This is a genomic window from Vagococcus sp. (genome assembly GCF_052102835.1).
GTDB lineage: Bacteria > Bacillota > Bacilli > Lactobacillales > Vagococcaceae > Vagococcus.
Genome location: NZ_JBQEIL010000013.1, coordinates 25,214 through 40,468 on the forward strand (window position 1 = coordinate 25,214; position 15,255 = coordinate 40,468).

The following is a 15,255-nucleotide window of genomic DNA, read 5'->3' on the forward strand; positions in this document are numbered from 1 at the left end:
AAAGTTGGAGTTTTACATGTGCGGAATTGTCGGAGTAGTCGGAAGTCAAAGAACAAAGGAAATTATATTACAAGGTCTTGAGAAATTAGAATACCGCGGTTATGACTCAGCAGGAATTATGGTTGCGGAGGGAGACGAGTTTTATTTAAAGAAAACAGCAGGGCGTGTTGCTGAACTAAAGCAACTCATTATTAATGAGGGACATGTTGGAACAGGAATCGGACACACGCGTTGGGCGACGCATGGTGAACCCAACGAAACGAATGCGCATCCCCATTTATCACAAAGTGGTCGTTTTGGTTTAGTACACAATGGCGTTATTGAAAACTTTGTGACGTTAAAAAAAGATTATTTACAAGAGATTACTTTATCAGGAGAAACAGATACTGAGGTAATAGTTGAAGTGATTGATTATTTTGCGCGTCAGGGTCAGTCGGGGTTTGAAGCATTTAGTAGTATGTTAAAGGTCACAGAAGGCTCGTATGCTTTTGCTTTAATTGATTTAGAACAACCTGATACATTATATTTAGCTAAGAATAAAAGTCCGCTATTGATAGGCTTAGGCGAAAAATGTCATTTTGTCGGTAGCGATGCGATGGCTATGATTAGTGAAACCGATCGTTTTGTGGAAATTATGGATGGCGAACGTATTGTTTTAACAGCAGATACGTTAACCATTTTAAATAATAAAAATGAAGAACAAGTCAGAGATTTTTATATTGCGGAGTTAGATGTGGATGATACTGAAAAAGGGTTATATCCACACTATATGTTGAAAGAAATTGATGAACAGCCCTCAGTCATGCGTAAAATTATTGCTCAATATTCAACAGAAAAAGGTGCAGTTAATATTGATTCGAATTTAATTGAAAAATTGGCTCAGAGTGATCGTCTCTATATTGTTGCGTGTGGAACTAGCTGGCACGCAGGGTTAGTTGGTAAAACGATGCTTGAAAAATTAGCCAATGTTCCTGTTGAAGTTCACTTAGCAAGTGAAATAGGTTATGATATGCCTGTTTTATCTAAAAAACCTTATTTTATTTTTATTAGTCAAAGTGGAGAAACGGCAGATAGTCGTCAAGTATTGGTAAAAGTAAATGAGCTAGGGTTACCGTCGTTAACGATAACGAACGTTAAAGGTTCAACCTTATCACGAGAAGCGAATGATACATTATTATTATATGCAGGACCTGAGATTGCAGTTGCTTCTACAAAGGCTTACACGTCTCAAATTGCTGTTTTACTTTATCTGGCCAAAGCATTGGGTGAAGCTGTTGCTAACGAAAATGCTAAGATATTCAATGTTGCGCATGAATTAGGTTTAGTTGCAAGTGCAATGGATACCTTGGTTTCTGAAAAAGGACAGTTAGCAGAGCTGAGTGAAGAATTCTTGAGTGACAGTCGCAATGCCTTTTATATTGGGCGTGGCTTGGATTATGCAGTTTCGTTAGAAGGTGCGTTAAAATTAAAAGAGATATCATACATTCAAACAGAAGGTTTCGCTGCTGGCGAACTTAAGCATGGAACTATTGCCCTTGTAGAGAAAGGGACGCCTGTTCTCGCAGTAATTACTGGTTCCAAAACGGCGAGTCATACTCGTGGAAACATTAAAGAAGTTGAGAGTCGCGGAGCTAAAACATTTGTGATCTCAATGGAAGGTTTGCAGGAAGAGCAAGATCAATTAATTTTACCAACTTTACATGAATTAGTAACGCCACTTGTGAGTGTTGTTCCGTTACAATTAATAGCTTATTATGCTAGTTTATCAAGAGGTTTAGACGTTGATAAACCAAGAAATTTAGCTAAAAGTGTAACAGTAGAATAGAAATAAAAAGAGTCTGAGGGTCCTCACCTGAAGCTCTTTTTTAACAGATAATAAAAAAACTTTTGTCATAAAAAAGAAAATAAACTTGAAAAAAACAAAGGATAGTTTTATAATTGGACTATACCAAAAGAACGGAGAATCGACATGAAAATTATTATTGTGAAGGATCAAAATGTAGGTGGAAAAGAAGCTTTTAAATTGGTTGAACAAGAGGTTGATGTAGGGAAACTTAAAACATTCGGCTTAGCAACTGGGAGCACACCTGTCACGTTGTATCAAGAATTAGTCAATAGTTCATTAGATTTTAGTCAGATAAATTCGGTTAATTTGGATGAATATATCGGGTTAAGTGCAGAACATCCTCAAAGTTATCATCATTTCATGAAAGAGCATCTATTTGAAGCTAAACCATTTAAACAAAATTTCTTACCAAACGGTTTAGCAAAAGATTTAGAAGAAGAATGTTCTCGATATGATAAAATTATTCAAGATCATCCGATAGATTTTCAAATTCTTGGCATTGGTGAAAATGGTCATATTGGTTTTAATGAGCCTGGTGCTTCATTTGAAGGGAAAACAGCAGTTGTTGATTTAACAGACTCAACGATACAAGCGAATAGTCGTAATTTTGAAAAAATAGAAGATGTTCCAACTCAAGCCATCTCAATGGGAATTAAATCGATTATGGCGAGCAAAAAAATTATTTTGTTAGCATATGGACAAAAAAAAGCGCAAGCGATTTTAGAGACAGTTGAAGGTGAAGTGACTGAAGAGGTGCCAGCGAGTATTCTTCAAACACACTCAGACGTTACATTAGTTATTGATGAAGCTGCAGCAAGCTTATTAACAAAATAACTTTTCTAAAAGTTTATTCTTTCAAAGTTAAGAATAAGCTTTTTTTGTTTTTTTAACGAAATCTGTTAAAATGTAATAAACTAATTAGTTTAATAAAGGAGAAGATGATGTACAATTTATTTTCAAAGATTTGGTTTTTTATTAAAAATATTATTTTATTGATATTGCTCTTTCTTTTAACGCAAGTCCCGATGACATTAGCAGTATTGCTGGGATCATTAACTAAAGGTCGTCCGTTATGGGTTCAAATTATTTTAGGAGCAAGTTGGCTCGTGCTCTTTCTTTTAATTGCCTGGTTTTGTATACGTCTTTTTAAAAAGAAATCTCCAACAAAGATGAAGAAAATAAAAATCATTGATTTTTTAGTCATTTTTTTATTCTACATTCTAGGGTTAACTATTACAGCGGTAGGTTCAATGTTAATTTCACTTATCTATGGTGACAGCTCGACGGCTAATCAAGCCGCAATTGAACAATTATTTGGTCCTAGTCAACCACTATTTACTGTTTTAGCAATGACTATTTGTATTGCTATTGGTGCACCTATTTTTGAGGAGATTATTTTCAGAGGTTTACCAACGGTTATTTTTGAAGGAAAAGTCCCAAAATGGGTCTTAGCAATTGTTACTTCGCTCATTTTTTCTAGTGGTCACACCAGTGTTAATATTATTTCATTCTTAATGTATTTTATTTTGGGACTAATAATGTATCTTGTTTATCAATTACGTAATAGCTTAGGTGATTCAATGCTCTTTCACTTTATCAATAATTCAATACCTGCGATCGCCATGTTATTTATGTACTTTAATTCTTAATGTTAATTTATTTAAATCATAATAAAAAACTTCCAAAAATTAACTTTTGGAAGTTTTTTTATTAATCCTCTTCTTTTTTAGAATTTTTAGGTTTGTTTTTCTCTTTATTATTCTCAGTCGTTCTGGGTTTAGTTGGTGCTATTGTAGGGCGATAGTTTTTCCAAACACTTTGATACTGGCTATCAGTCCCTCCGATTCCGAAACGGAAAGTACTATCTTTCGCGAAATCGCCCGAATAAAGATTCGTGATTGTTTTTGTACCACGAAGATTAACCGTTCCCCCATTTTCAATTTTAACAGGACCTTCTTTTTGCCCCGTAAATTCAGAAACTTTTACTTTTTTTACACTAGGTTCCAGGTTAAATTTTTCTTGAACGCCAAAAATTTCAGGACTTCGTTGATAAACATAATTGGTCATATAAGCCCAGAAAACCATGTTTTGTTTGTTCCAAGTATCATACATTAAAGTATTATCGTCGTAGCCAATCCAGCTGCTCATCGTAATTGCTGGGGTTGAGGCAGTAAACCAATAATCTTTTTGATTTTCAGAAGTTCCCGTTTTTCCGACCCAATCTGCTTGTTGAAGAGTGGAACCGCTAAGGGCATCACGAGCAGGTTTCCCTGTTCCTGAGTTGACGACATCGCGCATCATATCGTTCATAATTGACGCTGTCGCAGGTTTGAAGACTTGAACGGGCTTGCTTTGGTGTTCGTAAACGACTTTTCCAGATTTATCAGTTATTTTACTGATAGCATATCCTCGATTATAGGAACCTTTATTGGCAAGAGTAGCATAGGCAGCCGTTTCTTCATAAACAGAAATGCCGTCATTTGTTCCACCAAGCGCGATAGATTCAAATCCATATTCTTCTGGTTTTAAACCGATTTCCATTTTATCAAAATAATCTTTTGGATTCATAGTATTTAATAAATCATTGTATAAATTAACGACTGGAATATTTAAGGACCATTTTAGAGATTCTCTAACGGATTTAAAGGTATTTGAACCAAAATCAGAATAATTTTTAATGGGCTGATTTCCATCACGATAATTCATAGGAAAGTCAGCTAATTTACTTTCAGAACCAATCAGACCTTGATCAATCGCAGGAGCATAAGCTAGAATTGGTTTCATAGTTGAACCAGGTGAACGATAGGTTTGAAAAGCGTGATTATTTTGATTTTGTTGATAATCACGTCCACCAATAAAGCCAAAAATCTTTCCGCTTCGGTTGTCCATTAGGATGCTACCTGTTTCTAACAACTTGTTTCGCCCATCGTTGAGAACATAACCAAATTGATTAACAGATTCTTCCATTGCTTGATGAATAGTTTTATTAATAGTTGTATCAACAGTGTATCCATTTTGTCTGAGTTCTCGTTTGGCTAAATCGAAATAATGGGTACTCAGTTCATCAGATTCTTCGATTTGTTTTTCAGTAACGCCATCTGCTTCATATAAAGGAATCATCATAATCTTAGCTGCTTCGTCATAAATATAATGATAGAGATAGCTATTTTCAGCACTTGAACTTTTTTCTGACTTTAAAAAATCTTTAGCTAAATCATATTTTAATGCTTCATCATATTCTTTTTTTGAGATTTGTTTTTCGCGATACATATTAAAGAGAACATTATCTTTTCTCTGTAAACCAGAGTTAGAATCTTTTTTCAGAGACCCATCGTTGTTATATGGAGAATATTCGATGGGGCTTTGGGGTAATCCAGCTAAAAAGGCAGCCTGAGGCAAATTGACATCTTTAGCATTTAGCCCAAAAATACCTGTAGCGGCTTCTTGAATTCCCGCGATATTTTCTCCCTTGTTATTTCGGCCAAAAGGAGAGACATTGAGATAAGCATTTAAAATTTCTGTTTTTGAAAAATACTTTTCTGTTCGTAAAGCAAGTAACATTTCGGAAGCCTTTCGACTGTACGATGTTTCATTGGTTAAAAGCTGTTGTTTGATTAATTGTTGTGTAATCGTAGAACCACCGGAGCCGCTTCCGAGCCCAGTAACATCTGAAATAGTGGCCCGAGCAATCGCTTTAGGGACAATTCCGTTATGCTCATAGAAATGCTCATCTTCAGTTGAAATCAAGGCTTTTTTGACGAGTGGTGAAATTTCTTTTTCATCAATCGGCGTTCGAATTAAATCGGATTTAATCACAGAAATTAATTCACCGTCATCATAATTCATTTTTGACTGACGTTCGATGTCATAGATTTTATCTTCTAACGTTGATTTACTAGGGACTTCAAGGGGAGCAACAAGTGAAGAAAAATAACCAACCCCAACACCAAGTCCTAGGACACAAGCTGCTAAAATGCCAAATAACATAAAAATGAAGATGGAGCGACCTACTCGGTAGGTAACGTTGATAGGAAACGAGAGAGAAGACAATTTGTCTTTGTACTTCTGGATGTCATCTCTATTTTTAAACAAAATATCACCTCTTAGAATATAGAATAAATATAAACAATTATAGCATTTTAGTAGGAGTGTGCCTAGTGAACCTTTTGTTAATTTATTATAATGCTAAATAAAGGCATGAAACTTGTGACTTTTTGTTGTAAACGATATGATAGATAAGATAATATCAATTAGGGGAGAGTAAGCAATATGATAATTGGGTCACATGTAAGTATGAATGGTAAAAAAATGTTGGTTGGTTCTGTAGAACTCGCTCGTGAATATCAAGCAAACACGTTTATGATTTATACAGGAGCGCCACAAAATACGCGGCGTAAACCAGTCGAGGAACTAAATATAGAAGCTGGTCATCTACTAATGACGGAGTCTTCTATTGATTTAAATAAAATAGTTGTTCATGCGCCTTACATTATTAATTTAGGCAATACAATTAAACCGCAAAATTTTGGTTTTGCGATTGATTTTCTTCGACAAGAAATTGAACGTGTGGAAGCAATTGGAGCGACACAAATTACTCTTCATCCAGGTGCACATGTTGGTGAAGGTTCAGAAGCAGGCATTAATCAAATTATTAAAGGGCTTAATGAGGTTTTGCGTCAAGATCAGATTCCTCAGATTGCGCTAGAAACTATGGCAGGTAAAGGGACTGAAATTGGTCGGAATTTTGAAGAGTTAGCTAAAATAATAGAAGGTGTCACGCATAATGAAAAGTTATCAGTGACCTTAGATACTTGTCATATTAACGATGCTGGTTATAATGTTCGTGAAGATTTTGACGGAGTCTTGGAAGAATTTGATCGAATTATTGGGTTAGACCGCTTAAAAGTTGTCCACTTAAATGATTCGAAAAATAGTCAAGGGTCGCATAAAGACCGTCATGCTAACATTGGATTTGGTACCATTGGCTTCGATGCTTTAAATTATGTGGCTCATCATCCACAATTGGTCGAATTACCTAAAATATTAGAAACGCCTTTTGTAGGGGAAGATAAGAAAACTGCAAAGGCGCCTTATGCTTTTGAAATTGAGATGTTAAGAAAGGGAACGTTTAATCCTAACTTACTGGAAGATGTGCAAAATTCGTAATAAAAAGTCAATTCTACCTTTTCTTTCCGCGTGAATTTTAGTACAATATGTAGTGTTGAATGAAATTAACTGGAGGAAAGGAGTGTCAAATAAATGAATACAGGATTAGCTATTTTATTAATCGTGATTGCTTTGCTTTTAGGAGCAGTTGGTGGATTCTTTCTTGCGAAGAAGGCTTTTCAAGATCAATTAGAAAAAAATCCTCCCGTTAATGAGGATATGTTACGAATGATGATGGCACAAATGGGACAAAAACCATCAGAAAAGAAAGTTCGTCAAATGATGCAAAATATGAAAGCTCAAAATTCTAAAAAGAAAAAATAGGTTCTGAGTTTTATTTGATGAAAACTAATCGTAGATTGAAACGGGTGCGTTTTTTCGCATCCGTTTTTTATTTTATTATTTATAAAGGAGTGAAGAAATGGGTGTTTTTAAAAAATTAAGCTGGTTTTTTAAACAAGAGAAAAAAACGTATTTTATTGGTGTCGGATCATTAATTTTAGTGGCTATTATTCAATTATTACCTCCTCGTGTGACGGGGATTGTTGTTGACCATATCGCGAATCATACGTTGACGAGTCGCTCGCTTGTTATTTGGATTGGTTTATTAGTTCTCTCTGCATTGGTTGTCTACTTGTTAAGATATATTTGGAGAACTAATATTTGGGGTGGCGCAGCGAGATTAGAAAAAATAATGAGACAGCGTCTATTTCATCAATTTACTAAAATGGATCAAGTTTTCTATCAGAAGTATCGAACAGGAGATTTGATGGCTCACGCAACAAACGATCTCAATGCGATTCAAAACGTCGCTGGAGCGGGGATTTTGACGTTTGCAGATGCGTTTATCACAGGGGCTATTACGATAGTGGCGATGATTATTTTTGTTGATTGGCGTTTAACGTTAATTGCGTTAATCCCATTTCCTTTATTAGCACTTATTTCAAGCAAGTTAGGTGATAAGTTACATGACGCATTCCGAGAATCACAAGCAGCATTCTCTAAATTAAACGACAAGACGCAAGAAACAATTACAGGCATTAAAGTAATTAAAACTTTTGGTCAAGAAAAAGAGGAAATTTTAGATTTTGAAGAACATGTGAATTATTCAATTGAAAAAAATAATCGAGTTAACTTTTTAGATGCTCTGTTTGATCCGCTGATTACCTTGGTGATTGGGATTTCTTATGTTTTATCCATTATTGTGGGTGGTCATTTTGTGGTTAATCAAACCATCTCAATTGGACAACTTATTTCTTTCTTTAGCTATATTGGAATGTTGGTTTGGCCAATGTTTGCGATTGGTCGTTTCTTTAATGTTTTGCAACGGGGAAATGCGAGTTATGACCGTGTACAAGAACTACTTCAAGAAAAATCAAGTATTATTGAAGACCAAACTGGAATTAATACATTGGCAGAAGGTGATTTGGTTTATCGAATCGAATCTTTTACTTATCCAGGAGATGTAGAGCCATCACTTCAAAAAATTGATTTTACTTTAGAAAAAGGAAAAACACTAGGGATAGTTGGGAAAACTGGAGCGGGAAAAACGAGTATTTTAAAATTACTATTACGTGAGTACGATCAATATCAAGGAACGATTAATTTTGGGAAATATCGTTTACAAGAATACACATTAGATGCATTACTGCAATCCATTGGTTATGTCCCGCAAGATCATTTTTTATTTTCGATGACCGTTAGGGATAATATTCGCTTTGCTAAACCAAAAGCGAATCAAGAACTAGTTGAAAAAATTGCTAAAGAAGCAGATATTCATGAAGATATTTTAAGTTTTACTGAAGGATATGATACATTAGTTGGTGAACGCGGTGTTTCTCTTTCAGGAGGACAAAAACAGCGAATATCAATCGCTCGTGCTTTGCTTGTCGAACCAGAATTATTAATTTTAGATGATGCCTTATCGGCGGTTGATGCTAAAACAGAGGAACGTATTTTAAGTAACCTAAGAACGAATCGTCAAGAGAAGACAACGATTATTAGTACGCACCGCTTGAGTAGTGTAAAAGATGCACAAGAGATATTAGTAATTGACGAAGGTCAAGTGATTGAAAGAGGAACTCATCAAGAGTTGCTAGCGTTAGGTGGTTGGTATCAAAAAATGTATGAGTATCAACAACTTGAGGATAAAGTCACAGCGGGGGGGGAAGAGTAATGAAAGAATCAACATCGATATGGAAAAAATCGTTTACTCGTCAAGAACAGCGGGCAATAGTTCAACGTATGTTTACTTTTGCGAAACCATTTAAGCGATATTTTTTTAGTGCGATTGCATTTGCAATTTTATTAGCAGTGATCAATATCTTATTGCCAAAAGTTTTGCAAGTTTTTATGGATGAGCATTTAACGAGTCACGAAGCAACAACTAAAACGATTCTTTATTTTGCTTTATTATATGGAATAGGAGTTCTATTCAAAGCGATTGTATGGTTTGGCCAGTGGTTTTTATATTATCGAGGCTCTTTAAATACTTATCAATCCATTCGTGTCAAATTATTTAAAAAATTGCAGGAATTAGGGATGCGTTACTTTGACCAAACCCCTGCTGGTTCTATTGTTTCTCGTGTGACGAATGATACTGAGACCTTGTTTGAATTTTGGTTAGTTTTTCTTTCGATTATTACTGCAGGTTTTGGAGTGTTAGCTTCATTTGTTGCAATGGCAACGATTAACGTGAAGCTTACGTTAATTATTGCCTTATTCTTTCCTTTTCTCTTAGTGATTATCTGGTATTATCAAAAATATAGCTCTCAAATTTATCGTGGAATGCGTGAACGTTTAAGTCAGTTAAATACTAAATTAAATGAATCGATTTCTGGGATGGCAGTTGTTCAATACTTCAGGCAAGAAAAGAGATTAGAAGAAGAGTTTGAGGAAAGTAACTCAAAATATTTAGAATCTCGTTATGCAATGATTAAAACTAATTCACTACTTTTAGCCCCAATCATTAATTTGTTATTTGCTTTAGCATCTGCTATTGTCTTATCATATTTTGGAATCATAGCACTCGATTCACCCGTTGAGGTGGGACTAATCTATGCATTTATCTCTTACGTCCAACAATTTTTTAATCCGATGACGAATATGATGGATTTTTTAAGTGTTTTTCAGGATGGTTTAGTTGCAGGCAGCCGAATTATTACAATTTTAGATCATCCAGAAGAAACACCGCAGCAAAATGAAAATGCGAATGCTACTATGACGGATGCAAAGATTGAATTCCGGGAAGTTAGTTTTTCTTATGATGGTAAAACAGATGTTCTTAAAAATATTAGCTTTATCGCACAACCAGGTGAAACAGTTGCTTTGGTAGGACAGACAGGAAGTGGCAAAAGTTCGATTATTAATGTTCTCATGCGTTTCTATGAATTTGGCCGTGGTCAAATTTTGATTGATGATGTGGATATTAGAGATTATTCTATTGAGGAATTGCGTAAAAAAATTGGATTAGTTCTTCAGGATGCTTTTATGTTCTATGGTGATATTGCAAGTAATATTCGTTTGAGGAACGAAACAATTACAGATGAAGAAGTGATTGACGCAGCTAAATTTGTCCAAGCGGATACTTTTATTAATACCTTGCCGGGAGGGTATCAAGCCAGAGTTTTGGAAGGTGGCTCGAGTTTATCAAGTGGTCAACGGCAATTAATTTCATTTGCTCGAACAATTGTTACTAATCCTAAAATATTAGTTTTAGATGAAGCAACGGCAAACATTGATACTGAAACTGAAACTTTAATCCAAGAAGGGTTGAAACGGATGCGTTCAGGCCGGACAACGATTGCAATAGCGCATCGTTTATCAACCATTAAAGATGCAAATTTAATTTTAGTGTTGGAGCGAGGTCGAATTGTCGAACGTGGGGACCATGATGAGTTAATTGCTTCTGGAGGTCGTTACTATGACATGTATCGTTTGCAAAAAAATCAAATCTAAAAAAGGATGAAGCGGATGGAAAAAAAACGATTGACGAACTTGCTTTCTAGTTTTACAGCTGAAAAGCAATACATTCAAGATGGTTATTATAGAATACGCCAAAAAACAGAATCAATTTATGAGTTAGCGTTTTTAGTGACAGATAGTTGTGGAGCTTCATGTGTTCATCCACAGATCACTGTTGAAGTGAAAGCTGACACGCTTGTGCCGTTACAGTTATTTGATTTGGGTGTTCAGCCAACTCGACATGTGCTTTACGATGAAGAAACGCAATTGATATTAGAGTTAGAATTGGAAAAATTAATAAAGAAATTTGAATGTGTACAAAATCAAAAGTAATTTTATGTTTTAAAATCTTTACATAATAAAAAAACGTGTAAAATCAATGGTTTAATCGATTGATTTTACACGTTTTTATTTTTAAGTCAGTCATTTTTTATGGATTAACCAAGTTAGAACATTAAGCTGTTAAGTAAATAGAGAGGAATTAGAAAACAAAAAACAAAAGAAACAGGTAAAATAATTACTTTTTTTAAAACTGAAACATTTTTAGTTATATTCAAGGTGAATAGAAATGTTGTGATTGCAAGTAAAACAGATAATGTCAAGGTTAAATTACTAATGGTGTGTGTGTTTTCAAAAGTTAGATAATGACCAGCGAAAGGGTAACCGAGAATAAGGAGGTGTAAGAAAATAATAATTTGTATGTTCTTGTTCATTGTTCTCACTCCTTCAATAAAAACAATCCGCGCAGAACTCTCTTAGTTGACTCGAAGAGACGTTCTGCGCGTGATTTGTTTCTATTTAGCTAAAGAGACCAATAAAGAAGATAATTGTAGGGATAGCTACAATATCGACGAAAACCGCTCCACATAATGGTGCTATTAAGAAAGCTTTAGGCGAAGCCTTTCTATATTTTTCAACAATAGCTGACATACATACGACAGCTGTGGCTGCGATTCCGAGCCCCCATCCCATAAAACCTCCACTAAGAACTCCTGCATCGTAAGCGTTTTCGGAGTCTTTTTTCCCTCTCAGTAGTGGAAAGACAAATAGGATAACAAAAATGAACAGAACGACTGTTTGAACGAGTAATATAATAATAAGAGGTCCTGCAAGTTCAGCCAATTCCCATATTTTTAGAGTCATGATAGCCATGGTTAAAAACATTCCTAAACCGACATCGAGAATAAGATCAACAATCGGTTGTTCCATATGAAAAATTTTGTTTTTATCATTAACATTTCTAAAAATGATAGCTAAAAACATTGCACCGACATAGTTTGGAATCGCGAAATTTTTAATTTGTAATAATCCGATAAGTTCCGAAAATAAAATTCCGCCTGCCATAAACACAAAAACAATGGTTAAATGAGCTAAAAAATTAGTGGAAGTAATCTTTGTTATCTTTTCTTCTGTTTGAGTGTTGTCTGTTTCAGATTCGACATTGTTAATTTTTTCAGCATCTGGAGTAACTTCTACTTTATTTTTTTTAAGCAACCAATCGCCAATCGGTCCACCAAGTAGGCTTCCTACAATCAAACCATAGGTAGCAGCAGCCAATGCGACCGCACTAGCACCTTGAGCGCCAGCACTTTCAGCAATTGGTCCGAAAGCGGCAGCATTACCATGGCCACCAACTAAGGAAACTGTGCCTGCCATAATCCCCAGTAGTGGGTTAATTCCTAATGATTTAGCTAAACCTGCACCGACTAAGTTTTGAATAATGGCTAAAATCCATGTAGAAAAGAGATACACGGCAAGTAAGCGTCCACCTGCTTTTAACATTTTAAAGCTTCCTCCAAAACCAACACAAGTAAAAAATGCAAGCATGAAAGGCAATTGAAGTGTTGTATCCATGTCAATGTAGAGTAGTTTAGATGTTCGTAGTAGCAAAACTGTTATAGCACAGATGAAGCCGCCAATGACAGAAGAAGGGATCGTCATTCTTTGGAAAATAGGTAGCCGTTTGCGAATGAAATTGCCTAGGGTCAGTAACAACAGAGCTAAAGCGCCCGTTGTGGTTAAATCAAGTTGTAACGTTTTAACTCCTTCAATAACTACTAATTTCATATTACCCCTCCTTGTGTTATACAACACAAGGATAGCACGTTTGTTATAATTATAGAATAAAAATAGGGGGTATTTTAAGTTTTTTTACGATATTATTTTTTCTAAAAAGTTTTTTGTTCTTTCATTTTTAGGGGATTGGAAGACTTCCTTTGGTGTGCCATCTTCAAGAAAAACACCATCATCAATGAACATCACGCGATCTGCTACTTCCTTAGCGAAGCCCATTTCGTGGGTAACGATAATCATAGTCATTCCTTGATGAGCTAAGTCTTTCATGACATTTAAAACATCACCAACCATCTCTGGATCGAGTGCAGAAGTCGGTTCATCAAATAACATGATATCAGGTTGCATGGCTAAAGCTCTAGCGATAGCGATTCTTTGTTTTTGACCACCAGAAAGAGAGTCGGGAAACGTATCTTTCTTTTCAAAAAGTCCAACTTGTTTTAGTAAGTTTAAGGCAGTTATTTTTGCTTCTTCAGGAGTTGCTATTTTTAAATTAATAGGAGCTAATGTAATGTTATCAATAACAGACAAATGTGGGAATAAATTAAAATGTTGAAAAACCATACCAATTCTTTGACGGATTAAGTTGATGTCAGTTTGTTTGTCGGTTAAATCAGTTCCATCAATAATAATATGTCCACCTGTGGTAGTTTCTAATTGATTAAGACATCTTAAAAAAGTGCTTTTGCCAGAACCAGAAGGACCGATAATACAGACTACTTCCCCTTTTTTTATAGAAACATTAATATCCTTTAGAATGGTTTGAGTTCCGAATTTTTTGACTAAATGTTCGACTAATATTTTTTCACTCATCGTTCGAGTCTCCTTTCCATCCATTTACCAAATTGCGTGAGAGCAGTAATTAAAATCAAGTACATCATAGCAATAACGAAATAGACTAAAGTGCTTTGTAGATTTCTAGCGACAATCATTTTACCAACTTGTAAAAGTTCGATTAATCCAATGGCAGAAAGAATAGTTGTGTCTTTTAACGAAATAATAAATTGATTAACAAAGGAAGGAATCATAATTTTAAAAGCTTGCGGTAAAATGATTTTCTTCATTGTTTTTCCATATGATAAGCCTAAACTACGAGAAGCTTCTGTTTGACCGATAGGGACTGCGTTGATACCTCCTCGAATAATCTCAGAAATATAAGCGCTCGAATTTAAAGTCAGAGTTAAAATACCAGCAACGAGTACGGGGATTTTAAAATGAAGGACACCGGGCAAGCCAAAATAAATGAAAAAGGCAAGTACCATTAACGGGATTCCTCGAATGATATCAACATAGAAAGAAGCGATAAGTCTCCATCCTTTTTTAGGTGACACTGACATTAGACCAAAAAATATTCCGAGAATAGTAGCTAAGATAAAAGAAACAAAGGCTAAAAAGATCGTCATTCCTAATCCTTTAAGTAAACGTTGCCAGTTATTGCTTAACAAACCAGTTAAGGTTGCTTCATTTTTCTTTTGAATTTTAGCTTGAGGTTGGATATATTGGTTTAAAATTTTATCATATTCACCAGTTTCTTTTAGTGTTTTAAGCCCACGATTGAATTTTTCAAGCAATTCTGGATGAGTCCCTTTTTTTACGGCAAAACCATATTGTCCTCCTTTTTCAGCGGGGATAGGTGTTGCGAGAGGTTGTTTTTGCATGACACCATAACCAATAACAGGATAATCATCCATCATTGCATCGATTTCATTGATGTTTAAAGCGCTGTAGAGAGCATCTGTAGTATCTAAATATTTAATAGTATAACCGTATTGTTTTTTATGATCTTCTAAGAAGTCTGCCGAAGAAGTTCCGATTTTAGCACCGACTTTTTTATCTTTTAAATCAGCATAGCTCTTAATACGATTATCTTCTTTATTAATTGCGAGTTGAATACCACTATCAAAATAAGGAGATGAAAAATCAAAAGCCTCTTTTCGTTCATCTGTAATCGTCATTCCGGCAATCATACCATCGACTTGCCCAGATTCTACAGCTTGGACGGCTGGACTAAAACCGATAAACTTGAAAGATACCTCAAAATTCTCAAGTTCAGCAATTTTTTTCATTAAAGTGACATCAATTCCTTCGTAGTCACCTTCTTCATTTTGAAATTCGAAGGGTGCGAAAAGGGAGTCGCTAGCAATTACATAAGATGAATAGGTTACACTTAGTTGAACAAAAAAGATAAGGTGTCTATACTTAATAAA

13 protein-coding genes are annotated in these 15,255 nt (G+C 35.1%); 8 read left to right on the forward strand and 5 right to left on the reverse strand.

Annotation, left to right across the window (positions count from 1 at the left end; all coding sequences use genetic code 11):
- Positions 1-16 precede the first annotated feature (16 nt).
- The 3 genes from glmS to ACTJFD_RS10725 all read left to right on the forward strand — a co-directional run bounded on the left by glmS (position 17) and on the right by ACTJFD_RS10725 (position 3,495).
- Positions 17-1,825 (forward strand): glutamine--fructose-6-phosphate transaminase (isomerizing), encoded by a 1,809-nt coding sequence (gene glmS, locus ACTJFD_RS10715; protein ID WP_442261523.1) that lies wholly within the window; start codon positions 17-19, stop codon positions 1,823-1,825.
- A gap of 144 nt (positions 1,826-1,969) precedes the next feature.
- A complete protein-coding gene (gene nagB / locus ACTJFD_RS10720; RefSeq protein WP_442261524.1) occupies positions 1,970-2,680 on the forward strand; it encodes a glucosamine-6-phosphate deaminase in 711 nt (236 codons plus the stop codon).
- Positions 2,681-2,787: 107 nt separating this feature from the next.
- The gene (locus tag ACTJFD_RS10725) at positions 2,788-3,495 is read left to right on the forward strand and encodes a CPBP family intramembrane glutamic endopeptidase (protein ID WP_442261525.1); all 708 of its coding nucleotides are present in this window, start codon (positions 2,788-2,790) and stop codon (positions 3,493-3,495) included.
- A 61-nt stretch (positions 3,496-3,556) separates the two neighbouring features.
- Here the strand turns inward: ACTJFD_RS10725 and ACTJFD_RS10730 are convergent, their stop codons facing one another.
- The gene (locus tag ACTJFD_RS10730) at positions 3,557-5,938 is read right to left on the reverse strand and encodes a transglycosylase domain-containing protein (RefSeq protein WP_442261526.1); all 2,382 of its coding nucleotides are present in this window, start codon (positions 5,936-5,938) and stop codon (positions 3,557-3,559) included.
- Positions 5,939-6,115: 177 nt separating this feature from the next.
- Between ACTJFD_RS10730 and ACTJFD_RS10735 the strand changes: the two genes are divergently transcribed.
- The 5 genes from ACTJFD_RS10735 (at position 6,116) to ACTJFD_RS10755 (ending at position 11,308) form a co-directional block, all read left to right on the forward strand.
- Positions 6,116-7,012, forward strand: a complete 897-nt coding sequence (locus ACTJFD_RS10735) for a deoxyribonuclease IV (protein ID WP_442261527.1) — start codon at positions 6,116-6,118, stop codon at positions 7,010-7,012.
- Between the two features lie 93 nt (positions 7,013-7,105).
- On the forward strand, positions 7,106-7,336 hold the full coding sequence (locus tag ACTJFD_RS10740; RefSeq protein WP_442261528.1) for a YneF family protein: 231 nt from the start codon (positions 7,106-7,108) through the stop codon (positions 7,334-7,336).
- A 97-nt stretch (positions 7,337-7,433) separates the two neighbouring features.
- Positions 7,434-9,188, forward strand: coding sequence for an ABC transporter ATP-binding protein (locus tag ACTJFD_RS10745; RefSeq protein WP_442261529.1), 1,755 nt, complete (start codon positions 7,434-7,436; stop codon positions 9,186-9,188).
- The gene (locus ACTJFD_RS10750) at positions 9,188-10,969 is read left to right on the forward strand and encodes an ABC transporter ATP-binding protein (protein WP_442261530.1); all 1,782 of its coding nucleotides are present in this window, start codon (positions 9,188-9,190) and stop codon (positions 10,967-10,969) included. The genes ACTJFD_RS10745 and ACTJFD_RS10750 overlap by 1 nt, the downstream gene beginning before the upstream one ends.
- A gap of 15 nt (positions 10,970-10,984) precedes the next feature.
- The gene (locus tag ACTJFD_RS10755; RefSeq protein WP_442261531.1) at positions 10,985-11,308 is read left to right on the forward strand and encodes a hypothetical protein; all 324 of its coding nucleotides are present in this window, start codon (positions 10,985-10,987) and stop codon (positions 11,306-11,308) included.
- A gap of 113 nt (positions 11,309-11,421) precedes the next feature.
- On the opposite strand, the gene ACTJFD_RS10760 is transcribed toward ACTJFD_RS10755, so the two are convergent.
- From ACTJFD_RS10760 to ACTJFD_RS10775, 4 genes are all read right to left on the reverse strand, one after another.
- A complete protein-coding gene (locus tag ACTJFD_RS10760) occupies positions 11,422-11,688 on the reverse strand; it encodes a hypothetical protein (protein WP_442261532.1) in 267 nt (88 codons plus the stop codon).
- An 85-nt stretch (positions 11,689-11,773) separates the two neighbouring features.
- The gene (locus ACTJFD_RS10765) at positions 11,774-13,042 is read right to left on the reverse strand and encodes a sodium/glutamate symporter (RefSeq protein WP_442261533.1); all 1,269 of its coding nucleotides are present in this window, start codon (positions 13,040-13,042) and stop codon (positions 11,774-11,776) included.
- Positions 13,043-13,126: 84 nt separating this feature from the next.
- Complete coding sequence (locus tag ACTJFD_RS10770; RefSeq protein ID WP_442261534.1) at positions 13,127-13,861, reverse strand: amino acid ABC transporter ATP-binding protein; 735 nt, start codon at positions 13,859-13,861, stop codon at positions 13,127-13,129.
- On the reverse strand, positions 13,858-15,255 hold a 1,398-nt coding region (locus tag ACTJFD_RS10775), incomplete at its 5' end, for an amino acid ABC transporter substrate-binding protein/permease (protein ID WP_442261535.1). The genes ACTJFD_RS10775 and ACTJFD_RS10770, both read right to left, overlap by 4 nt.